The organism is Aeromonas sp. 102P (assembly GCF_051920345.1).
Taxonomy (GTDB): domain Bacteria; phylum Pseudomonadota; class Gammaproteobacteria; order Enterobacterales; family Aeromonadaceae; genus Aeromonas; species Aeromonas veronii.
Map to the genome: position 1 here is coordinate 3650420 of NZ_JBQBCZ010000001.1, position 22595 is coordinate 3673014.

30 protein-coding genes, 2 other RNA genes and 1 pseudogene are annotated in these 22595 nt (G+C 58.7%); 2 read left to right on the top strand and 31 right to left on the bottom strand.

What is annotated here, in order from left to right:
- Positions 1–65: 65 nt before the first annotated feature.
- The 31 genes and pseudogenes from ACTG1K_RS16990 to ACTG1K_RS17140 form a co-directional block, all read right to left on the bottom strand.
- Entirely contained in the window at positions 66–974 is a 909-nt protein-coding gene (locus ACTG1K_RS16990) for a Mu-like prophage major head subunit gpT family protein (protein WP_440006110.1), read from the bottom strand.
- A 44-nt stretch (positions 975–1018) separates the two neighbouring features.
- The gene (locus ACTG1K_RS16995; protein ID WP_440006112.1) at positions 1019–2167 is read right to left on the bottom strand and encodes a phage protease; all 1149 of its coding nucleotides are present in this window, start codon (positions 2165–2167) and stop codon (positions 1019–1021) included.
- A 223-nt stretch (positions 2168–2390) separates the two neighbouring features.
- Positions 2391–2837 (bottom strand): phage virion morphogenesis protein, encoded by a 447-nt coding sequence (locus ACTG1K_RS17000; RefSeq protein WP_440006114.1) that lies wholly within the window; start codon positions 2835–2837, stop codon positions 2391–2393.
- Positions 2837–3043, bottom strand: a complete 207-nt coding sequence (locus ACTG1K_RS17005; protein WP_136501544.1) for a hypothetical protein — start codon at positions 3041–3043, stop codon at positions 2837–2839. Before ACTG1K_RS17005 ends, ACTG1K_RS17000 begins: the two co-directional genes overlap by 1 nt.
- A complete protein-coding gene (locus tag ACTG1K_RS17010) occupies positions 3040–4515 on the bottom strand; it encodes a phage head morphogenesis protein (RefSeq protein ID WP_279499460.1) in 1476 nt (491 codons plus the stop codon). Before ACTG1K_RS17010 ends, ACTG1K_RS17005 begins: the two co-directional genes overlap by 4 nt.
- Positions 4515–6092, bottom strand: a complete 1578-nt coding sequence (locus tag ACTG1K_RS17015; RefSeq protein ID WP_302245167.1) for a DUF935 domain-containing protein — start codon at positions 6090–6092, stop codon at positions 4515–4517. The genes ACTG1K_RS17010 and ACTG1K_RS17015 overlap by 1 nt, the downstream gene beginning before the upstream one ends.
- A pseudogene (locus tag ACTG1K_RS17020) lies at positions 6092–7644 on the bottom strand (terminase large subunit domain-containing protein). Before ACTG1K_RS17020 ends, ACTG1K_RS17015 begins: the two are co-directional and overlap by 1 nt.
- Positions 7644–8219, bottom strand: a complete 576-nt coding sequence (locus tag ACTG1K_RS17025; RefSeq protein ID WP_139493922.1) for a DUF3486 family protein — start codon at positions 8217–8219, stop codon at positions 7644–7646. Before ACTG1K_RS17025 ends, ACTG1K_RS17020 begins: the two are co-directional and overlap by 1 nt.
- 2 nt (positions 8220–8221) lie before the next feature.
- Positions 8222–8518: a VpaChn25_0724 family phage protein gene (locus tag ACTG1K_RS17030; RefSeq protein WP_005345917.1), complete on the bottom strand. Its 297-nt coding sequence runs from the start codon at positions 8516–8518 to the stop codon at positions 8222–8224.
- Entirely contained in the window at positions 8515–8829 is a 315-nt protein-coding gene (locus tag ACTG1K_RS17035; RefSeq protein WP_016350122.1) for a DUF2730 family protein, read from the bottom strand. The genes ACTG1K_RS17030 and ACTG1K_RS17035 overlap by 4 nt, the downstream gene beginning before the upstream one ends.
- Positions 8810–9037 (bottom strand): TraR/DksA C4-type zinc finger protein, encoded by a 228-nt coding sequence (locus tag ACTG1K_RS17040; RefSeq protein ID WP_136501540.1) that lies wholly within the window; start codon positions 9035–9037, stop codon positions 8810–8812. Before ACTG1K_RS17040 ends, ACTG1K_RS17035 begins: the two co-directional genes overlap by 20 nt.
- 21 nt (positions 9038–9058) lie before the next feature.
- On the bottom strand, positions 9059–9280 hold the full coding sequence (locus ACTG1K_RS17045; protein WP_005353373.1) for a hypothetical protein: 222 nt from the start codon (positions 9278–9280) through the stop codon (positions 9059–9061).
- Complete coding sequence (locus ACTG1K_RS17050) at positions 9273–9575, bottom strand: hypothetical protein (RefSeq protein ID WP_440006116.1); 303 nt, start codon at positions 9573–9575, stop codon at positions 9273–9275. The genes ACTG1K_RS17045 and ACTG1K_RS17050 overlap by 8 nt, the downstream gene beginning before the upstream one ends.
- Positions 9572–10147, bottom strand: coding sequence for a glycoside hydrolase family 108 protein (locus tag ACTG1K_RS17055; protein WP_440006117.1), 576 nt, complete (start codon positions 10145–10147; stop codon positions 9572–9574). Before ACTG1K_RS17055 ends, ACTG1K_RS17050 begins: the two co-directional genes overlap by 4 nt.
- An 80-nt stretch (positions 10148–10227) precedes the next feature.
- Entirely contained in the window at positions 10228–10461 is a 234-nt protein-coding gene (locus ACTG1K_RS17060; RefSeq protein ID WP_127007477.1) for a hypothetical protein, read from the bottom strand.
- A gap of 381 nt (positions 10462–10842) precedes the next feature.
- Entirely contained in the window at positions 10843–11280 is a 438-nt protein-coding gene (locus ACTG1K_RS17065) for a Mor transcription activator family protein (RefSeq protein WP_136501590.1), read from the bottom strand.
- Positions 11270–11896: a gp16 family protein gene (locus ACTG1K_RS17070; RefSeq protein WP_224967832.1), complete on the bottom strand. Its 627-nt coding sequence runs from the start codon at positions 11894–11896 to the stop codon at positions 11270–11272. The genes ACTG1K_RS17065 and ACTG1K_RS17070 overlap by 11 nt, the downstream gene beginning before the upstream one ends.
- Positions 11893–12063, bottom strand: coding sequence for a hypothetical protein (locus ACTG1K_RS17075; RefSeq protein ID WP_162838756.1), 171 nt, complete (start codon positions 12061–12063; stop codon positions 11893–11895). Before ACTG1K_RS17075 ends, ACTG1K_RS17070 begins: the two co-directional genes overlap by 4 nt.
- The gene (locus ACTG1K_RS17080; RefSeq protein ID WP_058059555.1) at positions 12050–12286 is read right to left on the bottom strand and encodes a hypothetical protein; all 237 of its coding nucleotides are present in this window, start codon (positions 12284–12286) and stop codon (positions 12050–12052) included. Before ACTG1K_RS17080 ends, ACTG1K_RS17075 begins: the two co-directional genes overlap by 14 nt.
- A 40-nt stretch (positions 12287–12326) precedes the next feature.
- Positions 12327–12391: hammerhead ribozyme type II (locus ACTG1K_RS17085), an RNA gene on the bottom strand.
- A 6-nt stretch (positions 12392–12397) separates the two neighbouring features.
- Positions 12398–12706 (bottom strand): hypothetical protein, encoded by a 309-nt coding sequence (locus tag ACTG1K_RS17090; RefSeq protein ID WP_440006120.1) that lies wholly within the window; start codon positions 12704–12706, stop codon positions 12398–12400.
- A 17-nt stretch (positions 12707–12723) separates the two neighbouring features.
- Positions 12724–12936: a hypothetical protein gene (locus tag ACTG1K_RS17095; protein ID WP_279456676.1), complete on the bottom strand. Its 213-nt coding sequence runs from the start codon at positions 12934–12936 to the stop codon at positions 12724–12726.
- A 152-nt stretch (positions 12937–13088) separates the two neighbouring features.
- Positions 13089–13775: a DUF2786 domain-containing protein gene (locus ACTG1K_RS17100; protein ID WP_440006122.1), complete on the bottom strand. Its 687-nt coding sequence runs from the start codon at positions 13773–13775 to the stop codon at positions 13089–13091.
- Between the two features lie 8 nt (positions 13776–13783).
- Positions 13784–13853, bottom strand: an RNA gene (locus ACTG1K_RS17105) — hammerhead ribozyme type II.
- 7 nt (positions 13854–13860) lie between these two features.
- The gene (locus ACTG1K_RS17110; RefSeq protein WP_058059558.1) at positions 13861–14055 is read right to left on the bottom strand and encodes a hypothetical protein; all 195 of its coding nucleotides are present in this window, start codon (positions 14053–14055) and stop codon (positions 13861–13863) included.
- Positions 14056–14068: 13 nt separating this feature from the next.
- Complete coding sequence (locus ACTG1K_RS17115; protein ID WP_440006124.1) at positions 14069–14689, bottom strand: DUF3164 family protein; 621 nt, start codon at positions 14687–14689, stop codon at positions 14069–14071.
- A 10-nt stretch (positions 14690–14699) separates the two neighbouring features.
- Positions 14700–14879, bottom strand: coding sequence for a hypothetical protein (locus ACTG1K_RS17120; RefSeq protein WP_127007491.1), 180 nt, complete (start codon positions 14877–14879; stop codon positions 14700–14702).
- Positions 14880–14890: 11 nt separating this feature from the next.
- Positions 14891–15133 (bottom strand): hypothetical protein, encoded by a 243-nt coding sequence (locus ACTG1K_RS17125; RefSeq protein ID WP_016350110.1) that lies wholly within the window; start codon positions 15131–15133, stop codon positions 14891–14893.
- Between the two features lie 64 nt (positions 15134–15197).
- Positions 15198–15749, bottom strand: a complete 552-nt coding sequence (locus ACTG1K_RS17130) for a transcriptional regulator (RefSeq protein ID WP_127007493.1) — start codon at positions 15747–15749, stop codon at positions 15198–15200.
- Positions 15750–16368: 619 nt separating this feature from the next.
- Positions 16369–17091: an AAA family ATPase gene (locus ACTG1K_RS17135; protein WP_440006127.1), complete on the bottom strand. Its 723-nt coding sequence runs from the start codon at positions 17089–17091 to the stop codon at positions 16369–16371.
- Positions 17092–17133: 42 nt separating this feature from the next.
- Positions 17134–19347: a DNA-binding protein gene (locus tag ACTG1K_RS17140; RefSeq protein WP_440006129.1), complete on the bottom strand. Its 2214-nt coding sequence runs from the start codon at positions 19345–19347 to the stop codon at positions 17134–17136.
- 443 nt (positions 19348–19790) lie between these two features.
- On the opposite strand from ACTG1K_RS17140, the gene ACTG1K_RS17145 reads away from it, so the two are divergent.
- Both ACTG1K_RS17145 and ACTG1K_RS17150 read left to right on the top strand, forming a co-directional pair.
- Entirely contained in the window at positions 19791–20471 is a 681-nt protein-coding gene (locus tag ACTG1K_RS17145; RefSeq protein ID WP_440006131.1) for a LexA family transcriptional regulator, read from the top strand.
- 394 nt (positions 20472–20865) lie between these two features.
- Complete coding sequence (locus ACTG1K_RS17150) at positions 20866–22593, top strand: potassium/proton antiporter (protein WP_107684155.1); 1728 nt, start codon at positions 20866–20868, stop codon at positions 22591–22593.
- Positions 22594–22595: the final 2 nt, after the last annotated feature.

Sequence of the window (22595 nt, forward strand, 5' to 3'; positions counted from 1 at the left end):
TAAACCGGGGGTTAAACAGTGCCTGGCAGCTGTTTAACCCCGCTTTAAACAGGCATAACGCAGGGTTAGAGGTAGTCAGCCACCACCAGCTCCAACTTGCCTTTCAGCTCGTTGCTGCTGCTGCTCGACAGCTCTCGCTCCAGCATCTGGGTCGCCAGCTTCTCAAGGGAGGGGGGGACCACCAACATGGTGGCCTTCACCCCAAGCTTGCGGCCGCCATCGGCTTGAAACTCCCGCATCTTGGAGAAGGCATCCCACAGGTTGTCGGGGGTCAGCGCCCGCTTGTTGGCAAAGGCCAACTGCCAGAAGCCAAAGCCTGCGGCATCACGGCAATCGACCCCGTAGCGGAACTCCTTGCGGGTGAATACCGCCTCGTCATCGATCTTGGTCATAGCGACCAACTCCGGTGACTTACGATCCTGGAAGATGACCGGCTTGAGGGCGCGGCTGGTATCGAGCAGGAACCAGGGCTCCCCCTGGTAACCGGCATCCACCACCACGTTGGCAGTCATCACAGGGGTACCGGTACCATCGGCCTTGGGATAGACCGGGTGATCGGTGTCGAAGAAATACTGGCTGTCATAGCAAGGCGTGGTGAAGCCAGCACCGAGCAGACCAAAGCAGAGCTCGTCGGGGTGAATGCCCGCCGAACGGCCCATCTCGGCAAACATCGGCGCGTAGATACCCAGCTCGTCATCTGCGATATCGTTGCGATCGACAGCCACAGTGGCCTCGAAGTCTTCGTTGACGATCTGGTAACCGTGCGCCTTCATCGACTCGATCACCCGATCACCGACCCACTTGCGCAGACTGGGGAACTTGCCCAACCAGCCATAGGTGTTGGACTTGGTGGTCGATTTGATCACGGTGGCGATCTTGGTGTACTGGGCAGGCGCTTCACTCTTGGCGTCTTCAAAGTTCTTCTTGAAGCCAGTGAAGAGGGACTGCAACAGCGCGGGTGTAATCATGGCCATACGGGTGTTCCTTCTCTGGATAAATGGCGTGGTAGGGTCTGCGCTTAAGCCTGCTTGGCCTTGGCAAACTCCTCGTGGCTGATACCGAGCTGGTCGGCGGCATACTTGTCATCCGCCGAGAGCACCGCATTCCCCGCTCGATCGGGCAGGGTCACCTGAGTGGTCTGGCTGGCGGACAGTGCGGCAATCGCCGGACGGGGATCCAGCAACGCCTTGAGGGCAGCTACCCCCTTCTGGGCGGCATAGGCGGTCAAATACTCTTCTTCGGCGGCCACCACCTTGCCCTGGGTACGGGCTTCCTTGATCAGGGTTGCGGCATCCGTGGTTTCCACCTTGGCGCTTAAGCTCGCCACCTGAGTCACCAGGGCGTTATAGGTCGCCACCGGCACGAATTGCGCCAGGTCAACTTGGCCACCCGGCTGCGCTTTGAGCGCGGCCAGCGATGCCTTCTCGGCAGTGAGTGCCGCCTCCAGCTCCGGCGCTTTCTTGGCGCTGGCCTGCAGGCTATCGAGCTCGGTGAGCGCCTTCTGCAGTTGCTCATCAGTGGGATCGCCGGTCAGCTCGATGCCGAGCTTGGCCAACAGCTTTTTCAGCAGTTCATTCATGGATGTCTCCTTGGAGGGGTTGGCCAGCTGGCCAGGTTGGGAAGCGGGTAGCGCACTGAGCGCCGCCAGAGCCTGCATACCCACCACACCGGGATCATTGGTGATGGCGGCCATCCGCAGTTCCAGCGGGCGGCCCTGGGCGTCATAGGGAAAGACGGCAGAAAGGAATCGGTACTCTTTGGCAGCCACCAGGGCAGCGGCACGATCCGTCCAGCGCGGTTTGATAAAGAGGCCCAGCCCCTCACGCCATTCAATCTCGTCACCGTTGAACCAACCGGCAGCCGGAGCCTCCTTGCCAGTCTTTTCGATATGGAGGGTCTGGTGGTCGTAGTCGATCAGAATGTCTTGCCCGAGCGCTTTGGCTCGATTGATCAGGGTGGTGGCGATGCTCTTGTCGAGCTGCCAGTGACCACCAGGAACATCAAAGGGGCGGCCATCGCGGGCCTTGAACGGGCCGACCGGCAGCAACTGGTACCAACCGTCGTCGCTCGGGCCAAGGGCTGCATCGAGCACGGCCAACCCCAGGGCGGTTGGTCTCGCATTCAAGATGGCCACGGCAATGGCGGAACTGGCGGCAGATAGGGGCATCACTCTCACTCCGGCTGGTCACAGCAAACCTCATTGCGGCCAGTGTCATCGAACTGAGAATTGGGTGGGGTTTATGGTGGGTTACTGCATCACGGGATAGATCGGAGGGTAAGCTGGGGGGCGGCGATACTGTTTAATGGTGTTTAAACGCCATTTTCCTGACCTATTGAGAGGGTAGACATGCCATCGTAGCCGCAAGGGGGCACCAGAGGCGCCCAGAAGCTCACGGAGCCTCGATGACCAAATATCCCTCCAGCGTCTCCAGCACGCTCTGTTTATCCCCTTCTGACAGCCCCAGAACACGGCGCTCTGGTAGGTTGATCTCTGGGCGCCCGAACTGGTGGGCGGCACCGTATACCATGGGCGTACCAAAGTAGAGGGCCTGGGGATCAACCTGATAGTCGAGGGTATCGCGCAAATCGTCGTTCAGACGCAGTATCTCATCGGCATGACGCGGCTTGCGGGCACGGTACTTCTCCGAGAGCGGGGCCCAGGGCTCCCCTTCCGGGCTCTCTTGGGCATCCCAGCGATCCCGGTGCGACAGCTGCAGCCCTTCGCCAATATCGGCCAGCGGCTCACTCAGATCACCGGTTTGCTGGTAGAGCTTGGCCAGCAGTTCGTGGGCATCGGCCACCCCATGGTGGCTGATGGCAATAAAGCTACCGGCCATCAGGCATCGTCCTCAATGGTGGTCATATAGTGCAACGCTTCCTCATCCGCGTTGGCCATTGCGGCCTCCCACATCTCGCCAATCAGAGAAAGCTCTTCCCCATTGGCTTTAGCCTCCAACTGCTCCAGTTGATGAACATCGGCGAGGGTGAACGGCCCCTCCTTATCGAAGAGATCAATAGCTTGCTGCAATAGTGACTCAGTCATCGTTTTTCTCCTTTGGTGGCAGCCTTGGCAGCCTGTTCGATCATGGCCTGCACCGCGTTGGCCAACTCGGGGTAGTGGGCCACCATCGTTTCTCTGGCCAGCATCCAGGCTGCAAAAGCCTCTGCGGCCGCTTCTCTGCCATTCGTACCGGCATATTGGGTTAACAATCCCAGTCCGGTCACATCCGGTTCACCGGCCCAAAAATGAACCTGGTGGCCCAGCTCGTGCAACCAGGTGGAGATCCGCTGGGCGGACTCCCCCAAGCGACCACCCACGCAGGCTGACACGCTAAAGTGACGGCGTAGTGCTTCACCTCGGCTCCCCTTTGACCACCACTCACGGGGGCCTCGGTTCTCCTTGGCCGACGCGATTACTTCTCCAGCCGCCGCTTGCACCGCCTGCATATCGACCGCTTTTATAGTATCAGCCGCCTTGACCTTGATAACCAGGTGATCCCAACTCTTGCTGGTAAAGCCATTGGTTCGCGCAGCGGTTCGGTGGTAATAGAGCGAGCGTATCGAGTAGGCATCGTGACCCAGATATTCGGCGATAGCCGGGGCAACCTTGAGCCCTGCCGCCCCCTTCCCCATCTCGGCCTGCTTGATAAACAGCGTTTTGACCGGATGCGCCTTGAGGAACGCCGCCAAGGGTTCGCGCTGGGGGGCTGGCAACTCGGCCAGCAGATCACTCAACCCCTGAGCGGTGACACCTTTGACGCTGGAGAAGGCGCTCTCCACTATCCGCTCTGGCAGGCGCTCGGCCAACGCAGGCTTGGCCGCTTCGCGCTTGGTCACCACCTTGGTCAGGTCGGCCGGAGTCTGGGGCCGATAATCAAAGCCGGGGTCGATACCTCTGGGGATCTTGTGCAACTCCCCGGTGGCCTTGTCCACCCACTCATATTCGCCATCGTCCGGGGCCTTGCCAACCACCAAGCCGCGCCGCTTGAGGTCTGCCTCGGAGAGCAGGAACTTCTTGCACTTGCAGCCATAGCCATTGCTGGGGCTGTGCGTCTCCCACCAGGGGTGATCAACCGGCAGCACCAGGTTGTTCCACTTGAGGTGCAACTCCCTGGGGTGCTCGGAGTCCCCATGACGATAGAGCGCATAGGGGCGTTTGTGCTTGATACGCTGGATCTGTTCCTCACGCCCGGCGTTATAGCTCTGGCGCAGGTTGGTCTCGAAGATGACGCGGGAGCGCCACGACGCCGGGCCGGTATGCTCCCAACCGTGGCGGGCCACAATCTCCTTGAACGCCTTCTGAAAAGCCCCGATGGATTGCCCTTCACTGATCGCCTTGTCTACCGCCCCGCGCAGGTCAGCCAACAGATCGGTCTTGGTGGCCCCCGCCACCATAAAGGCGCGGTTATGGGCATCGCGCCACACATCGGCCCAGCGTTCGCTTGGCATATCCAGCTTCTGGCGAAAGAAGGCGATCGCCTCGGCAAAGGGCAAGGAACCATAGCGAACGGGCATCAGCGGCCCTCCTCCATCTCAAGCATACCGAGCAGCTCGCTGGCGGCGATGGCTTGCGCCATCAGCGCCCCCAGCTCGTCATGGCTGAGCTCTGGTTCCAGCGCCAACAAGCCATCCCGGATCTCTTCCAGGGTAGTGGCCTGCATCACCAGCGCCTGGACAGCATCGGTCATCCCAGCCAGCAGAGGGGCCGCCTCGGCCTGCAGCCGGGCCAACTGGGCATCGTTGTTATCCCCCTTGTCGGCCTCACCTTTGCTTGCAGCCAGCGCGGCCAGTCCCTTTGCTTTAAGCGCGGCCTCTCCCTGCCCAGCCTGCTTGTCCACGATGATCAGTACCTCTTCCCCCTCCTTGGGGGCCGGGATCTGCAACTTATCCCGCACCCACTGCGCCGGGATCTGCATTCCCATCCCCACCAGGGCCCGCAGTGGATAGGCCAAATCGCGCATATCCTCCGGCTCGGTCACATCAAACTCCAACCGGGGACAGCGGCGCGGGCCCTGGTAGCTCTTGCCGTTCAGGGCATAGAGCGGATAAACCAGATCGCGGGTCAGGGTAGCGGCCAACTGGCGCAGGTCGGCATCCCGTACCTCCTGGCGCACCTCGTTATGGACATTGCCCAGGGCATTGGTCGAGCTCTTACCATCGGCCTGTGAGGTCAAGGTGCCCCCCAGAATGGCCTTGCTCATGGAACGCTCGCACCAATCCATCATCACCACGAAGGGATCAGCCTGACCGCTGGCGGCGTTCTCGAACTCAATCTCCATCCCACGCGGGATAATGCCCCCGGCGTTATGACCGATGGAGAGCACTGCCTGCAGCAGGGTGGCCTTCTCTTTCTCGGTCGCCCCTTCCGGGTATTTGCCAAGCCGCACCGGCAGGCCGTAGATCTCCAGAAACTCGGCAAGATCCCGCACACTGTAGTTCTTGAACAGGAACGGCCAGACCAAGGTGCGGACAAGGCCGGTGCGGGCCAGATACCCCGATTTGGACTTGGCCTTGTGCAGCAGCCAGCCAAACGGGTTGAGGGCAACCCCTTCCTGGCTGCCGTCTCGCAAGCGCAGCTGATTGCGATCGTCCGGGTGGGTCTGGAACCAGGCAGGGTCGCGCCAGATGATACCCTTGGGGATTTGCAGCCCCTCGACCATCTCCCAGCCGCTGAACTCCTGGGCACTGAACCCCTTGAGGATCCCGTCGGTGGCGTCAAAGATGGCATCATCCAACCAGGTGAAGTCCTCCAGCAGCTCCCGGATAAGGTCGGCATCACGCTTCTCGGCCGGGGTGGCGTTGCGGGGTGGCTCGATTGTCCAGCTCACCCCAAGCAGGGCACGGCGGCGTTTGCCGAGCTCGCTCTGCAGGTGGGCATCCTTCTCCTCCATGTCTTCGGCCAGCTCGCACTGGGCGATCAGGCCACCCTCCTCGGCCTCTTTCAGCGCCGCAGCCGCTTTGCCTGGGGTCAGCCCGATGGTCGGATGATCGCTGTAGTGACGGCGCAGCTGGGCCAACTTGGCATCGTTCTCGGTCTGCGGCTCTTTTTCCAGGCTCATGGCTTTGCCATGGATATCAATGATCCTGCCCATTACCAGGCTCCTCGCTCATATCGGTGATAGTCATCGTTGTTGTCGCTGCCATGGTCATCACGTTTACCTGGTAGTGGGGTGAACTCGATGGCGCCCCCCTCCATCCAGCTGGCCCGCACCGCCATGGCCAAGGCCACCGCAAAGTCACCGTGGCGCTGTTGGCCCCCTTGGCCGGTGTTCTTGCCCTTGTCGATCTTGGGGATGCCGTTGATGACCTGGATTTTTCCCAAGTCATCCTGCACGTCCGCATGGCGCGGGATGGTCAGGTTGCCATCCTCAAACTCCGCCTTGAGCTTGGGCATCCACTCCCGATACCAGGGGTCATTGAGCATCACGCACTCGATCATGCTGGCCCCCCAGCGCAGTCTGGCAGCCTCTGCCAGATAGCCGCCGTTACCGGTGGCATCGAAGGCCGCCGCCGTGAAACGGTGCAACCCCTGCAGCAGGTAGAACAGGATCTGGCGCTGGCTCTCATAGGGGCATTGACCAGCTCCACCACAAAGGGCACCTGTTTGCGCAAGTTGGTGGCGATGGAGAGCGGCACGAACACCGACAAGTCCCCCTTGCGGGCGAAGTCCTCTCCAAACGCATGGCGGCAACTGCGGTCGAGTGCTTCCAGACAGGGCTTGAGGTTCTCCTCGCACCAGATATCCACCACTGCCTTGCGACTCTCCTCGCTCTGCAGTTCGAAGTCTTTGGGGGCGATAAAGCGCAGGATGGGGATATCCGGTTGCATCGCACGCTCGATCAGGGTGCGCTTGATATAGACGCCGCTGCTCTGCTTGGGTACGCAGAAATACTCCTCCAGGGCATCCTCTTCGGTGGCGGTGGCCTTGAGCAGCCCCGCTTTCCAGGCGTCCTCTGCTTCCTGTGTCCAAAGGCCACCCTTGACCTGGCAGATCCGGCGATAGAGTCCCTGGCGGCAGGCATCGTCCAGGCTGATGGTATGAATGGAATACTCTTTGCGGCCCGCTCGGCTGTCGTTTATCAGCTGGTTAAACAGGTTATCGACACCGTTATGGGTACTGATCAACCGCACCTTGGCGCCCCACATGGTCAGCGCCATGGCGGCCTTCAACACCTCGGCCAGTCTGTCGTGGAATGCGGCCTCGTCGATGGTCACATTGCCCTGCATCCCCCGCAGGTTGGAGGGGTTGCTGGAGAGCGCCTGCACCTTGAAGCCAGAGGCGAAATAGACCACGAAGGTGAGGATCGCTTTATCCTCATCGTCGGTGAACACTTCCTCCTGGATCTCACCGGCCGCCTTGTTGTACGCCTTGGCCCACATCGCCACCGCATCGATAAACTCGCGGGCCATCTCCTTGTTGCTGCCCACATAAAAGTGGTGGCAACCCCCGGCCGTCTTGGTCTTGGAGGCCGTCAGGGCCGCATCAGCAGCCTCTGCCCAGGTGATACCGGTACGGCGGCTCTTCTCGGCGATCTTGAGCGGGCTCTCGTCGGCAATCCAGATCCGCTGGTACGGCAGCAACACCTCGTCGGGGTTGTATTCGGTACCCAGGGTCTGGGCCAACTGCTGGGCGATCGTGCTCATCAGGCAATCCCCAGGATTTCGCGGCGTATCTCGGCGGCGGCTTCACCGCTCAAGCCCGCCTGAGTCACGATGGCTTCAGTCTTGGCGGCGATCTCTTCGGCAAATGCCTGGCGGATCTCTTTCTCCCGCTTATGACTCTGCATGGCGGTGGATTCGAGCCGCTGGGCCGCCAGCATGGCGTTTTTCAGCATGTCGATATCCACCGCCTCCTCCGGGTTCTGCACCTGAGCCAGCATCGCCTTGAACAACTGGGAGCGGCCCAGCTCCAGAATGAGCTTGGTGGTCTCCCCCATCGGCTTGTCGCCAAGCTGGGAGGTCAAGGCGGCCGTGGTTTCGCGCAAATCCCGCAGGTGCTGGCCGACCTGTTCAACCTGGCTGGCATGACGGCTTAACCCGGAGCGGGAGAGCTTGAGCTCATCGGGCAGCCCCGCCTCCTCGATCAGGCCGTTGATCTCATCCAGGATGGCGGCCTGACTGTTGCCCTTATCCCGCAACATCTCGTTGAGCGCGTTGCGGATGGACTCAGGCAGCAGCCACACCTTGCTGGCACGGCCTCGGGTCGGTTTCTCGGCCATGCTTAATCCTCCGCTCGGGGCTTCTTGACGCCGGGCACCGTTGCCCGGCCCTCTGCCGCGTCCTGGCCACGACCGGTCAAGTGAGCCACCTGCACCGTGGCCAGTCGCTCGATGCGCACCAGCCCCTGCTCTTCTAGCCAGGCCAGCAGGGTCTTCACCCGATCCCGCGTCACCCGGCCGGTTCCCAGCTGGTCGAGGCAGTCATTGAGGATTGACTCGTTGGCGGCACCACCGATATCCAGCAGGGAGCGCAGGATCACCAGCCGCTGCTGGGCGTCCAATATTTGTTGAATGCTCATGGCTTCTCCTTCTGTACGGCGGCGAGTTCATTTTCCAACAGCAGATCGGCAAGGCGACGGGCTTGGCGCAGCTCCGGCTTCACCTCCCGCAACTCCCCCCGCAACTCGCTGATCTCCAACTGCAGCTTGTGCAGCTCACGCTCGCTCGGCAGGTCAGCCAGCACCTGCTCCACCCGCTGCACTCTCTGCACTAGGGCAGTGAGGTCTTCACGCTTGGCGTAGGTCTTGGAGAGCAAGATGATGACCACCAGACCCACCAGGCTGGCCAACGCATAGAGCGGGCCCCAGTTCTTAACGATGAATTCCCACACGGGTCGCCTCCTTGCGCTCATACAGGGTCTGGCACTCGATACAGCGCTCGGCACCAGGCTCGGCTGCAAGGCGGGAGGGCGGGATGGCTTCGTCACAATCGCAACAGATACCATCGCCGTGTGGCCTTGCCCTGTTCTGGTGGGCTTCGATAATGCGCCCAGTCCGATCGGCATCGGCCAGCTGGGCACGGTCTATGAGGTTTGTCACATGACCTCTCTCGTATGGCTACTAACGGACGGTATGGGTCGCCTTGATGCGGCCCCAGATGGCGAGCAGGCCACCCACCGCACTGGCCAGATCCACCAGGGTGGATGCCAAGCTGGCTTGGGTACCCGCATCGACCGGCACACCGAACAGGCCCGCAATACCGGCCCCCACGGCAATCACACCACCGATCACGGTGCGGCTTTTGAAGGCAGACTTCGCTTGAGGTAACAGGGAATCAGGCATGATGGACTTCCTTTTGTTGAGGTTGGGAATGACGGGCACGGGCCCGCAGGCGATCCAGTTCGTTCACCGAACGCCACCCTTTCTCGAACAGGGATTGACGGGTCTTGTGGTGGCTATAGAGCGGGATCGCCTTCGGGTCAGCGATCTGATTGGCCAGAGCGGCCTTGAGATGGGCTTTGCGCCCATCCTTGAAGCAAGCGAGGTAACGGGGGTTCTTAAGCTCAGGAATGCCAAAGTAGCCCGCAGCCTGGATCGCGGCCGCCGCCTTCTGTTGCTTGATGGTCAGCACGCTCATGCCACCACCTCGCCAACCACGTCGGAAAGGAGGTAGCTCTGCAGACGCAGCAGCCGGTTGATCCAGCCATCAGCATTAGCCCACTGGCTCGGGTCTTTGCGCACAATGCCGTGCATGAAGCTGGCCCGCTGCATCATCAGCGCCAGCAGGAACTGGCCCTCTCCCTTGGCGCCCAGTTGCTGCTTGAGCCTGCCAATCGATACCGGGCCAAGGCGACCATCTGCCATCACCCCCAAGACCTGCTGCAGCTGTTGGATGGCGCGTTTCGGCCCGTGATGCACCGCTGCATCAAACACGGCGATAGAGAGTGCAGGGCTTAAGCTCGCAATCAGGTCACAGCGGGCGGGCATCCAATAGTTCTGGCGGAAAAAGGGCTCGGTATGGGCAGGAGTCAGATCACCGATAGCGATATCGGGCACCCCATCCCGATCGAGGTCGGCCATGCCGTCCTTCTTGCCATCGGCGGCATCGGCAACGCCATACTTGGTATGACCACCACGGTCGGCGGGATGGTTGACTTCGCCCCCTTCCACATCGGGACGAAGCAGCCATTTAAGTGCGAGTGATAACATAAAGGCCCCTCGGTGAACTGCGTTATCAGCAGCGTACCGAGGGGCCTCTATGGCATGGGTTTATGGTGGGTTAGTGTGAATTACTGTTCTGGATAGTGGCCATGCTTGAGCTTATACAGCTGGTCTTCTGCAGATCGCTCTGATGGGTTACTTATGCGCTCAAACAGCGCCTCTGTTTCTTGCTTAATCCGGGTTTCACGCTGCTGGTCTGACTCCAGAAAGCCAACACGCTGCAGAGCAGCAACCCCCAAGGGGTAACGTGAACGAGCCCCAATGATGGGCATATTCAGCAATTCATCGGTATTGATAAACATCTCGCTGAATCCAGCGGACAACCGGCCAACAAACAACGGGCCTTGGTATGTAGACCCTCTGACAATATGAACGTGAGCCAGAAACAGCACAATACCCAATAGCAGCAGAGATCCCAACACGGGTACCGGGCCAATACTCCGATGGCGCTTTCTTGGCACCACATGCGGTTTTACTGGCCTAGCCGCTTCGACGGGGTCAATCAACGCACCATGACAGACAGAGCAAGCATTGGCTCCATCATCCTCCAAGTTACCGCACTGGCTGCATGAACGTAACACCGATAGATTCCTCCTTGAATAATCCATCATCAACGCTAATTGAGTCGTCACCAAATGAAAACCCCGCCGCAGCGGGGTTTCTCTTTAATGTGAGTCGCATCTCTATTGATAGCCAAACATGTCAGGCTGATGGCGGCGGCGGGTCAGTTCGCGCTGTTCGGCCACCACCGCATAAGTCTGTGGCACCGAGAGGCCATGCTTGCGAGCCAGCACATCGATATTCCGCCCATTGAACTCGTCCCAAATAGCCCGGTCACGCAACGCGGCCTTGAGATGATCCCCGGTGGGGATGTAGTAGGCACGGCCCCCCATGTAATGGGCCTGTACCAGCGCCAACTTGCGGGCCTGAGCCTTGGCCAGATCCGGCTCCATTCCCCCTCTGACCAACTCGCAGGCCAGCACATCGACCAACTCGGCCAGAGCTTTGGGCCATTTGGCCGTCAGTTCGGTGGTCGGGATCTGATCCAGGCGATCGACAAGCTGGCCCAGCGACTCATGATCATCTGCGAACAAGTCCAGATTCTCAGCGTTAGCGTCCATCATTCATCTCCTCAAACGCCGCCACAACGGCCTGATAACCGGCCACTCGCCCGGACTTCCCATTGGTGGGTACGGTTTTTTTGGCCGCGACAAGGCGGGCGACCAGCTCCCGCTTGTGCCAGTTTTTCAGCGACTCAAGCACCTGGTAAGCCAACCCATCGGTGAGCCAGGCCACCTCTGCCACGCCGATGCCGTTGTTAAGCCGCACCGTTTGCCGCTCAACATAGTGATTCAAGGCCGTCTCACTGCCATCGCGCAGCAGGCCATGGCGGTGCATGGTGATCCATACTGCCCGGATCACGTTTATCTCGGCGGTTTTGGCATGGGCCCCACGGGCCGGGCTTAAACGCTTGTGCCCTCCCGCTTTAACAGCCCCTTTAACAGGGCGTTTAACCGTCGGTTTAAACCCTGCCCCCTTCATGGCCAGCAGCACCTTGTCCAGCTCCGGGATCGTCAACTCGGCAGCCGAACGCTTGCCGCTCTGCTGCTCCAGCAACGCCCGATAGGTCTCCTCATCGAGCCCCAGGGTGCGCCTGCCAACCTGAACCAGACGGATCAGGCGGGTACGATCACCACTCTGCGCAGCATTTGGCTGATTGTTAGCTAAGGTGTTCAATTCCCCCTCCCCGTCTTTTTCATCCAGATTTGCCCGGCCGCCATCACGTCAGGCCCACTACGCCACTGAGGGCAATGGCTATCGAGCCACTGCTCTGCCTGTTGCTGGCTCAAGTTGCCAAACTTCATCACGTAGGCCAGCAGTCGTTGCCAGTTAGACATGGCCATGACTGGCCTCCAGCGCCACCGTTCTGGCTTGCTGCAGTTCAGCCACCAGTTGCCAGCGCATCTGGCTTGCTTCCCCCGCCAGGGCAAATAACTCCTGGGCGCGGGCCTCTCGAATAAACTGTTTGAGCTGTTTGCACACAGCCCGTTTTTCAGCGGCCGCCAGTGCAATGGCTGCGGTGCTGAATATCTTGGTAAGCCGAATATCCATCTCTGTTTTAGTCATCGCCGTGCTCCTTTATCGAGGCGGTGAAGACCTGGGCCCAGGTCGGCTGCTCATCAGTGCCCGGCCACCACGCCGGGCAGACGGGGGCAAGCCCCCGTTTCGCGTCTTCCTTTAACTTGCTGTTGCCATAGTGGGGTATTTCGCCTCGTAGGAATCATCCCCATACGCCTCCCATGAGTACGTGACAGGGAGCGCTCCGCGAGTGCCTTCGCTGACGAAGCGATACCAGTAGTTGTGCTCACCAGTCGAGTCTGGCGTGACTTTGGCCCAACGATACTCGGGAACGCTTAGTGGCCAATCATAACCAGCGGCCCGCACCGCTTTCATAAAGTCATGGATGTCGTGATGGCCGCGGGACATGACTATGTATTCATCACCACCAACATTCTGAATATCGAGCGGATATACCTTCTTACTCATGGTCTTTATTCCTTCAATCAATTTCTGAGCGCTTTACGCGCCTTGTTGACGATGGTGTTCAGCATGGCCAGCCTTGATTTCTGGCCATCGGCATAGCCGTACTGGTAGATAAAGTCGATGGCAAGCTGCGCATCGGCCAGCGCCCCCAGCGGGTTGCCCTGCAGTGCGCACTCCAATGTGCTTTTGGCATCGGCCACGCTGGTATTGAGCAGCGCTTTCACATTTTCCATATGTCACCTCGGTTACTGAGCCACAAGGATGGCCAGCGCGAACACGCCAGCCAGCAGATTAAGACCTATCCAAAAAGAGGCTATTCGCCGCCGCTCCCATCGCTTAAGCAGAGCATCCAGCTCATGGCTCAACATCTGATTGCGGCCTGATTTCATAGGGCCTCCAGCTTGGCCAGCTCTTGCCCCTTCACTCCAGCATTGAGCTCCACCTGTTTGCCGCTCACATAGCCATCGTAGCGAGCCCCCTCATCGCGTCTGGTCGCCTTGCTCTCTCTGACCTTGCCCTTGACCAGATGGGGAAAGTGCTTGGCCTTGTACTGGGCAACCAGCTCGTTTTCATGCTCACTCGGTACCAATGCCACCACCTTGCCGTACACCCCTTGGCACCATCCCTCGCAAAACAGGTCAGCTCTGGCCGTCTTGGTAGTGCTCTTCATGCGCTTGTTCAGCGTGGCCAGAAACTCACGGCGGGATGCCAGCAACTGGCGAGCCAGCACGCTATAGACGTAGCCCGCGATTTCCGCCCGTTCGGCTGGGCCAATAAAAACAACCTGCATCTGGCGGCGTGGAAAGCCAGTCCATTGAAAGATCGCTTCAACCCCAAACGCCTCGGCGATAATGGTGAGCAGGCCATGGCTCCAACCCGGTTGCTTCTGACTGCTGTTGGCCGCCTTGGCGCTGGCGGTATCGATGCCGCTCAAGGCCACGTCTTCGCTGGAGAGCTGATGCTCCGCCATCAACGCCTGGATCTTCTTCATCGCATTGGCTGACTCATGGGGGTTGCCCCGCTCGACCATGGCCAGCAACTTCTTGATCTTCTCTAAAATTCGACTTTTCATCTGCTTATCCCTAGCTGCTCATCAGTACCCGATCACCACATCGGGCAGACAGGGCAGCATTGCCACCCTGTTTCGCATCGGGCCGTTACTCGAACTGCAGTGGCTTCGCCCCTTCATACTCCTCGGCATTGAGGGGGGCAGGCCCCAGCCCCAGCGCCCAGAGCAAGGCGGCCTTGATGCCATCCTCATAGGTGTCGTCGGGGTAGCAGGTACCCTCGGTTTCAGTGATCTGCTCACAGAGCTGCAGTTGCTCCTCGGCCATATCCACGTTGATTTCCATCGCGGCTCCCCCCTTACAACTTGGCCAGATCCAGGCTCATCTGGTTGTAACGCCCCTGGGTGTCACGCTCATAGAGCCGCAGATATTGGCTGGTACCAGTCACCTGAATGGCATCGGCGATCGCCTGCATGGCCTGCTCCCAGTCGGCGTCTTCGATGTTGAGCTGACGCAGGGAGAGCACCTGGTTAACGTCGATATGACCGGCTTTGGAAACCCGAAAAGCGTGGTCAACCAGGGCCCGCAGTTTAGGACTGGCCCCATCGCTCCAGCGGGCGATGCACTGGTCAATCAGCACCTTGGCAGCCTGGATCCGTTCATCAAATTTGCGGTGCTCCCCCACCGCCCGGATCAGCTTGTAACGGCCATCAAAACTGAGCAGGGTCACGTTGCCCTTGGTACCGCCCCACGCCACGCCGTACTGCTCGGATGACAGGTCAACAAAGTCGTTGATCTGCTGCATGGCGCCAATTTTGAAGGCGGCCAGCTGCGAACGCTGCTCGCGGGCAGCCGCAATGATGCCCATCACCACTTCATCGCGCAGCTTGTCAGCCGGAGTGATCAGGTTTTCCGGTACCCAGTGCCCTTGGGCGTTCTGGCGCATCGGGGTGGTACTGCCTGTTTGTGCTTCTTGCATAGGGTTCTCCTTAATGGATCTTGTTGCTGCCGGGCATCTGATAGCACACGGCGGCAACCTGCTGTTTCACTGGGCCGAGGACCTGCTCTTCCAGGTGAGTCGCACGGCAAAATTCGAGGAACTTGGGTAATTGACGCAGCACGACCTTGGCCAGTGCTTCGTCTTCGATATCGAGCTCTATCTTGGCCATCTCCATTCTCCTTATTGGCGCCAGTGCAGCAGGCAGCCGCCAAAGCGCACCAGGGCGACCTCCCGAACGACGCCAGCCAGGCATTCGCGGCTTAACACGGCGCGGGCCTTCATCGCTTGTGGCAAAGGGCCAGTGACGGCCAGCAGCGGGGTGTGGCGCACCTGACTGGTGCGGACTTCATATCCTCTGGCCGTCAACCAGTGGCTGAGCTGTTCGGCAGTCTTGTGCAAATTACTGCGCAGATTCTTTTTCATCCCGTTCTCCTTGTGATTCATCACCGGGCCCACTGCTTATTCCGAGCCCAACCCCCGCCAACCGTTATTTGCCTTCTTGCTTGTCGAGCAGTCGGTTGTATTTGATACCCATGATTTTCAGCTCTTCCGCCAGCAGCTCACTCAGGATGCGCAGCGACGAACTGGCATTGTCGCCATCGCTCTTGGCCTGACGGCGTAACCTGGAGAGGGTCGCCTCTGCGTCATAGCGAGCCGTTTTCTGTGACCCTTTGCCCTGCTCCACCGATAACCGCATCGGGCGGCGCAGTTGCTGCTCCTCCGTCAGCTGGCTATGGGGGCAACCTGAGCGGCAAGCCTTCCAGAGCTTGATATCCATCGGGCTGCTGCCCACGTCACTGGGGCCACGGCGCTGATGGGCAAGGCACTGATGAACAGGGATCGCGCCAAGAATTGGGCAAATCACCTTTTGACCCATCAGGTTGCCCTCAACCAGCATCTGCACCCGCGCCAAATCGCCTGGGTATTTCTCGTTACACACCTGGCTGATAAGGGTGCGCGACAAGCCGAGCTTTTCAGCCACCACCGCCAGTGAAGTGGCGGCGACCTCTGCCTTTAACACCTCAAGCCACGTTTCCATGTTCGCCCTCCTCAACCAGGAACGGATAAAGCCGTTGCTGGTTCTGATCCCAACAGCCATTCCTGCGAACAATTGGGGCGTGGCGGCCGGTATTGCGCACCAACATGTACCGACTTGGCATATGTTTATCTGAGCAGCTTGAATTCAACTGTTTGAGATACCCCGTATTTACCAATGCATATAGGTACCCAGCGACAGTGTGACCCGAAGCTCCGCTCGCCATGACCAACCCCGGCTTACTTACCGTTTTATTGATCTTCATTGAATTCCACATTTTCTGTTGTCGGCTTTTAATCGGGGCTCGCCGCTTTTCCCTGGTACTCACAGGTTCGGCACCCCATCCCGGAGGAATGCTTGATATTGCGGTCTGATTGACCCGGTAATACCGGGTCACCCCCTTACAGCCCATCAGTATTAAGTGACCGCTTTCATGCCACTTTTTCACCAGCCTACTTGCGTAATTTCTGGTCACACTGATCTGCTTACTTAATAAAACAGAATCAAATTCGAACCCTTGGGTAATCCATAACCAGGCTATTTCTGTTTTGCTTTTATTAGCGCTATTTCCAACCACTGGTATCCCTCCCGTGCTTTATTGTTATTGAGGTATATCTGGGCGCTAACGGCGCTGACGCACGTCTTGGAACAGATCGCTGGGGTCAACATCCTCCAGGCGGATAATGCGAGCGTCAGAGGCCATGGCCATCTTCTCGATCTTGTCGAGGGCGCTGACGATGGTGCGTACCATACCGTTGGAACGTTTGCGGATGAGATCCAGCAAGGCTTCGTCAATCTCCACATCCACCTCCAGCATTTCGCGGGCGAAGAGGGCAACGTCTTCCAAGTCGGCGGCCTTGAATTCAATCCACTGGGAGATGCGATTAAATAGCTGCTTGCGCTGGCTGATGCGACGGGCAATCTCTTCCATCCCGACCAGGATCAGCGGTTGTTCGGTGGCATCGTAGATATCGCGCAGGGTCTCCATGATGCGGGCATTGCCAATCACGTGATCCACCTCGTCAACAAACAGCACCAGCTCCTGCGCCCGCACGGCCTCGACGATACCGTCGATCTGGGCGCGTAAGCTGTGACGCGGAGCCAAGCCGATCTCGCGGGTGATGCCATCCATCAAACTGGTGAGGGTATCGGCCTTGTAGCAACGCACAAACACCCCATTCACCTCATCCTGATTGAACAGCCACTCAACGGCAGTGGTCTTGCCAAAACCGGTAGACCCGTGCACCAAACCGATTCCAGGCACCATGCTGGAACGGTTGAGCAAGTTATCGAGCAACTGCTCGGTCTTGAGCATGTTTTTGACTTCAACGATCTTGTGTTTCATAGTGTTTATGTCCTTTATCTATGGTTTAAACAGGGCTGCACGTTATCCATTGGCTTGGGTGTGACGGGTGGCCCTAACTTCATCCAGATGGCGATTGATTCGTTTTGCCATCAGCTTGTGGCTGTAGAGGTACTTGGTCAGCCACTCCTTCTCCCGCTCGCTCAGCGGTGAATCCAATTCTTTTTCGGCCAAATGGATGGCCTGTTCGTATTCGGTTTTAAGCGCCCGAGACTCCTGCCCTGCCGTGGCTTCTACTCGCTTGGCTTTCTCCTCGCGTCTTGCTTCGATGGCGGCCAGTTCTGCCACGCTGAATCCGACCGGTTCACTGGGTGCCGCAACCCCTGTCAGGGCGGCCAACGCCGGATTGTCGAGATTCAGATCCGAGCGCTTGAACTGGGCCACATCCTTGGCCTGATCGACAAAGTGATTGACCACATCCTGGTGCAACTGGTCGATGCCAAACGTCTTGGCCACATTGCGCATCTCGCGGCGGAAGCGGGCCAGCGCCTTGGCATCCTCACGCTTGGCGGCGCGGAATGCGTCTGGGCTGATGCCATTGCCGAGCAGTTCGGTATTGATGGCCTCCACTCGCTCTCCCCAGTCTCCGGTGCGGTACAAGGTGGCGCGGCCCACATCGTTGGGATCGAGAAACACGCTGACCCGCTGCCCCTTCCAGGTGTGCTCCAACAGCTCCGGGGCGCTGTATTTCAGGCTACCGGCCTTGATAAAGCCCTTGGAAACGGTCGCCTCACCGATATGGTTGAGCAGCAGATCCAACGCAGACTCATCGGTAATGGCCCGGCGCTGATAACGGGCGCTCTGGTACTTCTCGTTTGGGGTCATCCCCAGTGAGCTGTGCTTTTTGTTGTGGTAGCGGGCATCCAGCCAGTTATCGAGCAGGGTCTGCAGCTCTTGGGCTGTCATCGCCAACTCAAAAATTTCTTTTTCCGCATCCGGTTTGCGCTTCTCTTCCAACCGCTGGGCAAAGCTCTTGCGGGCTTCAATCACCTGCCGGTCAGCCACGCAGTGGCCTATATAGGAGGGCAGCAACTCGATCAGGCCGTGGCTCAGGGTGCGGAAAAATCGCTCGATAAAAGGCTTTTCCCAACCCGAATAGGCATTGGATCGGCTGACATTGATATCCAGCAGATTGCAGATCGACATCACCCGCTGACTCACGTAGTCAGAGCCGTTATCGGTACGCATCACACCGTTGTCGTTGAGGGTGCCCCAGGCCAACAGGGTCTTGCGCAGCAGCAGGCAGATCCCCTCACTGGAGGAGCTCTTGGCCACCAGCAGACGAACGCGGCGAGTAAACACGTCGATCACCGCGATAATGCTGTGACGGCCATCCACTAACATGGCATCGACGGGAGTGCTGTCGAACTCCCACACATCGTTCGGCTGACCCATCCAGGGGTACATTTCCTCAATAGCTGTGCGGTATTTGTTGTTGTAGGCGTCCGGGTTGGTGGCATAGGTAAAGGCCACTTTGTTTTCAGCCAACCACTTGACCATCCAGCGGCGCAGGGATGACTGGCTAGGGATGTGCCATCCCAGCTTGTTCATCTCGTTGTACTCGGTGGCAAGCTCATGCAGAGCGCCCCACTTGTTGGCAAGGTGTGGCTTGGCCGTCACCAATGCGGTGAGGAACTGGGCCAACTCAGGGCTTTGCTCAACGGTTGATGGCCGTTCACGCTGATAATTGCCAGCCAGTGCAGCTGGGCCTTCATTAGCCAGCGAGCTTTGCCAACGGCGCAGCGTGATCAGGCTGAATGGTTTTTGCCGCTCATAGACGCTGGCTGGCAACTGCAGGCTGCGGGTACGGTATGCCTCGATAAAGATCCGGCGACCAACCTCCCCTTGCTGGCAGGCGTGATAAGGCGCCAGAAAGATATCGGCGGCCTGCAAAATCAGCAGTCTGGCATCTACTTTTTTGCGTGGGGCTTCGCTCAGGGTCAGCAGTTTGCGGCCAGCATCAGGCTTGACCGGGCGATCCCGCTCCAATAGCTTGGCCATCGCCTTGCCGCCAGCACTGTGATCGGTCACAGCCTGACCTTGCTCAGCCACAGCCTGCTCCGCCAGATAACGGCGGGTTTCTGCTGGCAAAGAGCTGATATGATATTCGCTACCTTTCTTGTCAGAACATTTGCGCGCACTGAATTGTGCTGTTTTGGCTCGGTATCTGACTCCCTGAACTGTGGCAGGCATTCCGGGCAGACTCACCAGCTCCATTGGTGTGAACCACTCTTTCATTTGTTACCTCCGTACAGGTCAACACCAAGGGTCGTGCCAAGAGCCTGCATAACTCTCGATGAAACCGTGCCATTCGCTGGTTTTCTCTGTTTGCACGGGGCATAAGTGTGAATACACTCCTGCACAGTACGGGGCCGAAAACCATGCTCAATGGCCCAGTTCCTAACGGAGTAACCTCTCTTCTTAAGCTCTCCGTAGATGTGATTGGCTGTACTTATGCTCATGGGGTCACCGTGATACAATTTGAAAAATCTTTCGCGCATTGCGCGAACAATTTGATTGTTGATCATCTCAATAGAGATGACAACAAGAGTTTTATTACTTTCTCGCGCAAAATAATCTCTTTTGAGATGATTTTGATTTTTTCATTAAGTTTCAATTGGTTATAAGAAAAGAAAGTAAGACAACGAAAAGAAAGTGCTCTTTCTTTTCCAGGGGGAAGAATGGAAAGTGAATTCAAGGAGCGGTTAGAACAAGTTCTTGCGGGACAAAGTGCGCGCTCTTTTGCAGCAAAGGCCGGAATGGCAGATACAACTTTGCGGCAATACCTCTATGGTCGTTCAGAACCCAACATGTCCCAGCTCATCAAGATCGCCAAAACCGCAGGGGTAAGCATTGATTGGCTCGCCACTGGGCGTGGCCCAAGAGAAGAATGTGAGTACCACAAGGTAACTAACACTGAAGGTACTGATTTATTTGAAGAAGAATACGCATTGATCGATGGTTACCACATTGCCGTCAGCGCCGGACATGGCGCGTTTAATGATGACCATTGTGTTAAACGCAGGCTGGCGTTTCGCCGTAAGTGGCTCAAATACCGCCAGTTGAACCCAGATAACCTGGTAGTGGTGTTTGCCAAGGGGGACAGCATGGAGCCAACGATCCATTCTGGCGACTCTATCCTGGTGGATATCAGCCGCAACCAGATCCAGGATGGTGGCCTGTTCGTGCTTCGCCTGGGGGATGAACTCTATGCCAAGCGGCTTCAGAAGCGCGTTGATGGCGGGGTGAACATCATCAGCGACAATAAAACCGGATACGACACCCTGGCGGTTATGCCGAACGAGCTGGACTCGTTGAGCATCATTGGCAAGGTGGTTTGGCTCGGGCATGATTTTTTTTAACTGCGACTATCTGAAATTGTGATGTGGCCTCGCCAAGCTATTTGGCCGCTGCATTTAAACACCCGGTTAAACCACCAGTTCAAGGGTAAATCTCGTTTATCATTTCCGGCGCATTAAACACCATATTCATGCGCCGTCTTTCATTTTGGCGCCGCGCGCGCCTGCCACCTTCGGATCGCCTTCTAAGCCTTGTCAGCCTTGAGTTTGTCCCACGAATTCCCACTTACTTTCGGCTGCTCCCGGTTTTTTCATTCTCTGTGGTCGGTTACACCATGCTGAAAAAAGGGATGAAAAATGTAAGAAAGTGCAAATTGATGCACAAATAAGCCACACAAGGGGGGCCTAACTGCATATAATGTGCCTACTTTGCACATTACCAGGAAGGAGTTCGCCCTTGGATGCCGCTACCATCAACAGTTTCTTTTTTGTCGCTGCCCTGTTGGTGGGAGCCAGCGTACTGTTGAGCGCCCTCTCTTCCCGCCTCGGTATTCCCATTCTGGTTATCTTCCTCGCCGTCGGCATGCTGGCCGGTGAAGATGGCCCCGGTGGCATCCACTTCGCTGACTACTCCATCGCCTATCTGGTGGGCAACCTGGCGCTCGCCATCATCCTGCTCGACGGCGGCATGCGCACCCGGGTCTCCTCGTTCCGGGTGGCACTCTGGCCTGCCTTGTCGCTGGCGACGGTCGGGGTGGCCATCACCACCGGCCTGACGGGGCTCGCCGCTGCCTGGTTGTTTGACCTCAACCTGATGCAGGGGATGCTGATCGGCGCCATTGTCGGCTCCACCGATGCGGCGGCAGTCTTCTCCCTGCTCGGTGGGCGCAGCCTCAACGAGCGGGTGAGCGCGACGCTGGAGATAGAGTCAGGCAGCAACGACCCCATGGCGGTGTTTCTCACCGTCACCCTGATCGAGGTGCTCGCCACCGCCCAGCAAGGGCTGGATGGGGGCTTCCTGCTGCTGCAACTGGTCAAGCAGTTTGGACTTGGTGCCGGGATTGGCCTTGGCGGCGGCTGGCTGCTGTGGCGCCTTATCAACACCGCCCGCTTGGCGCCGGGGCTCTATCCGCTGCTCACCGTCAGCGGCGGTCTGCTGATCTTCGCCCTCACCACGGCGGTCGGTGGCAGCGGCATTCTCGCCATCTATCTGACCGGTCTGTTGCTCGGTAACCTCGCCCTGCGCAGCCGCAGCACCACATTGTCGGTGCTGGACGGTCTGACCTGGCTCAGCCAGATCGGCATGTTTCTGGTGCTGGGGCTGCTCGCCTCCCCCCACAAGCTGCTGCCCATCGCCCTGCCCGCGCTGGCGCTGGCGATGTGGATGATCCTGTTTGCCCGCCCGGTGTCGGTCTGGATCGGGCTGCTGCCATTCAAGAACTTCGCCCCCCGCGAGCGCTGGTTTATCTCCTGGGTCGGCTTGCGCGGCGCCGTGCCCATCATTCTGGCGGTGTTCCCCATGATGGCGGGGCTGCCCAACGCCCAGCTCTACTTCAACGTCGCCTTCTTCGTGGTGCTGGTCTCGCTGATTTTGCAGGGCAGCTCGCTACCGCTGGCATCAAAACTGGCGCGGGTGGAGGTACCAGCACCACCGTCGCCCATCAACCGCTCCGGACTCGAGATCGATCTCGACAGCCAGTGGGAGACCTTCGTCTACCAGCTGGGGGAGGAGAAGTGGTGCATCGGCTCGCCACTGCGGGATCTGCAGATGCCCGCCGGCACCCGGATCTGCGCCCTGTTTCGTGGCCGCGAGCTGCTCCACCCCTCGGGCAGTACCTGTCTGCAGGCCGATGACATCCTTTGCGTCATAGGTCACGAACGAGACCTCCCTGCCCTCGGTCAGCTGTTCAGTCAGGCGCCGGAACAGGATCTCGGCCCCCGCTTCTTCGGTGACTTCCTGCTGGAAGCGGCGGCACGGCTGGTGGATCTCGCCCCTCTCTACGGTCTGGATGTGAGCGAGGTGGCGGATCAGACACTGGGCGATTTTATTGCCAGCCAGTTGGGCGATAATCTGGTGGTCGGTGACAACATCGAATGGCAGGGCCTGATCTGGACCGTGGCCGAAATGGACGAGAGCGTGCCGGGCAAGATCGGGGTGCGCTTTCAGGAAGAGGACCCGGTCTGACC

What these genes read in the sequence shown, in the direction of transcription:
- ACTG1K_RS17145 (WP_440006131.1), top strand. Translation starts at nt 19,791, where the DNA reads ATGGAAAGTGAATTCAAGGAGCGGTTAGAACAAGTTCTTGCGGGACAA.
- ACTG1K_RS17030 (WP_005345917.1), bottom strand. Translation starts at nt 8,518, where the DNA reads ATGAGCATTCAACAAATATTGGACGCCCAGCAGCGGCTGGTGATCCTG.
- ACTG1K_RS17115 (WP_440006124.1), bottom strand. Translation starts at nt 14,689, where the DNA reads ATGCAAGAAGCACAAACAGGCAGTACCACCCCGATGCGCCAGAACGCC.
- ACTG1K_RS16990 (WP_440006110.1), bottom strand. Translation starts at nt 974, where the DNA reads ATGGCCATGATTACACCCGCGCTGTTGCAGTCCCTCTTCACTGGCTTC.
- ACTG1K_RS17065 (WP_136501590.1), bottom strand. Translation starts at nt 11,280, where the DNA reads ATGGACGCTAACGCTGAGAATCTGGACTTGTTCGCAGATGATCATGAG.
- ACTG1K_RS17005 (WP_136501544.1), bottom strand. Translation starts at nt 3,043, where the DNA reads ATGACTGAGTCACTATTGCAGCAAGCTATTGATCTCTTCGATAAGGAG.
- ACTG1K_RS17120 (WP_127007491.1), bottom strand. Translation starts at nt 14,879, where the DNA reads ATGGCCAAGATAGAGCTCGATATCGAAGACGAAGCACTGGCCAAGGTC.
- ACTG1K_RS17075 (WP_162838756.1), bottom strand. Translation starts at nt 12,063, where the DNA reads ATGGCCATGTCTAACTGGCAACGACTGCTGGCCTACGTGATGAAGTTT.
- ACTG1K_RS17050 (WP_440006116.1), bottom strand. Translation starts at nt 9,575, where the DNA reads ATGAGCGTGCTGACCATCAAGCAACAGAAGGCGGCGGCCGCGATCCAG.
- ACTG1K_RS17000 (WP_440006114.1), bottom strand. Translation starts at nt 2,837, where the DNA reads ATGGCCGGTAGCTTTATTGCCATCAGCCACCATGGGGTGGCCGATGCC.
- ACTG1K_RS17025 (WP_139493922.1), bottom strand. Translation starts at nt 8,219, where the DNA reads ATGGCCGAGAAACCGACCCGAGGCCGTGCCAGCAAGGTGTGGCTGCTG.
- ACTG1K_RS17135 (WP_440006127.1), bottom strand. Translation starts at nt 17,091, where the DNA reads ATGAAACACAAGATCGTTGAAGTCAAAAACATGCTCAAGACCGAGCAG.
- ACTG1K_RS17015 (WP_302245167.1), bottom strand. Translation starts at nt 6,092, where the DNA reads ATGGGCAGGATCATTGATATCCATGGCAAAGCCATGAGCCTGGAAAAA.
- ACTG1K_RS17060 (WP_127007477.1), bottom strand. Translation starts at nt 10,461, where the DNA reads ATGTTTATCAATACCGATGAATTGCTGAATATGCCCATCATTGGGGCT.
- ACTG1K_RS17095 (WP_279456676.1), bottom strand. Translation starts at nt 12,936, where the DNA reads ATGGAAAATGTGAAAGCGCTGCTCAATACCAGCGTGGCCGATGCCAAA.
- ACTG1K_RS17055 (WP_440006117.1), bottom strand. Translation starts at nt 10,147, where the DNA reads ATGTTATCACTCGCACTTAAATGGCTGCTTCGTCCCGATGTGGAAGGG.
- ACTG1K_RS17130 (WP_127007493.1), bottom strand. Translation starts at nt 15,749, where the DNA reads ATGGAAACGTGGCTTGAGGTGTTAAAGGCAGAGGTCGCCGCCACTTCA.
- ACTG1K_RS17110 (WP_058059558.1), bottom strand. Translation starts at nt 14,055, where the DNA reads ATGGAAATCAACGTGGATATGGCCGAGGAGCAACTGCAGCTCTGTGAG.
- ACTG1K_RS17010 (WP_279499460.1), bottom strand. Translation starts at nt 4,515, where the DNA reads ATGCCCGTTCGCTATGGTTCCTTGCCCTTTGCCGAGGCGATCGCCTTC.
- ACTG1K_RS16995 (WP_440006112.1), bottom strand. Translation starts at nt 2,167, where the DNA reads ATGCCCCTATCTGCCGCCAGTTCCGCCATTGCCGTGGCCATCTTGAAT.
- ACTG1K_RS17045 (WP_005353373.1), bottom strand. Translation starts at nt 9,280, where the DNA reads ATGCCTGATTCCCTGTTACCTCAAGCGAAGTCTGCCTTCAAAAGCCGC.
- ACTG1K_RS17140 (WP_440006129.1), bottom strand. Translation starts at nt 19,347, where the DNA reads ATGAAAGAGTGGTTCACACCAATGGAGCTGGTGAGTCTGCCCGGAATG.
- ACTG1K_RS17125 (WP_016350110.1), bottom strand. Translation starts at nt 15,133, where the DNA reads ATGAAAAAGAATCTGCGCAGTAATTTGCACAAGACTGCCGAACAGCTC.
- ACTG1K_RS17100 (WP_440006122.1), bottom strand. Translation starts at nt 13,775, where the DNA reads ATGAAAAGTCGAATTTTAGAGAAGATCAAGAAGTTGCTGGCCATGGTC.
- ACTG1K_RS17090 (WP_440006120.1), bottom strand. Translation starts at nt 12,706, where the DNA reads ATGAGTAAGAAGGTATATCCGCTCGATATTCAGAATGTTGGTGGTGAT.
- ACTG1K_RS17080 (WP_058059555.1), bottom strand. Translation starts at nt 12,286, where the DNA reads ATGACTAAAACAGAGATGGATATTCGGCTTACCAAGATATTCAGCACC.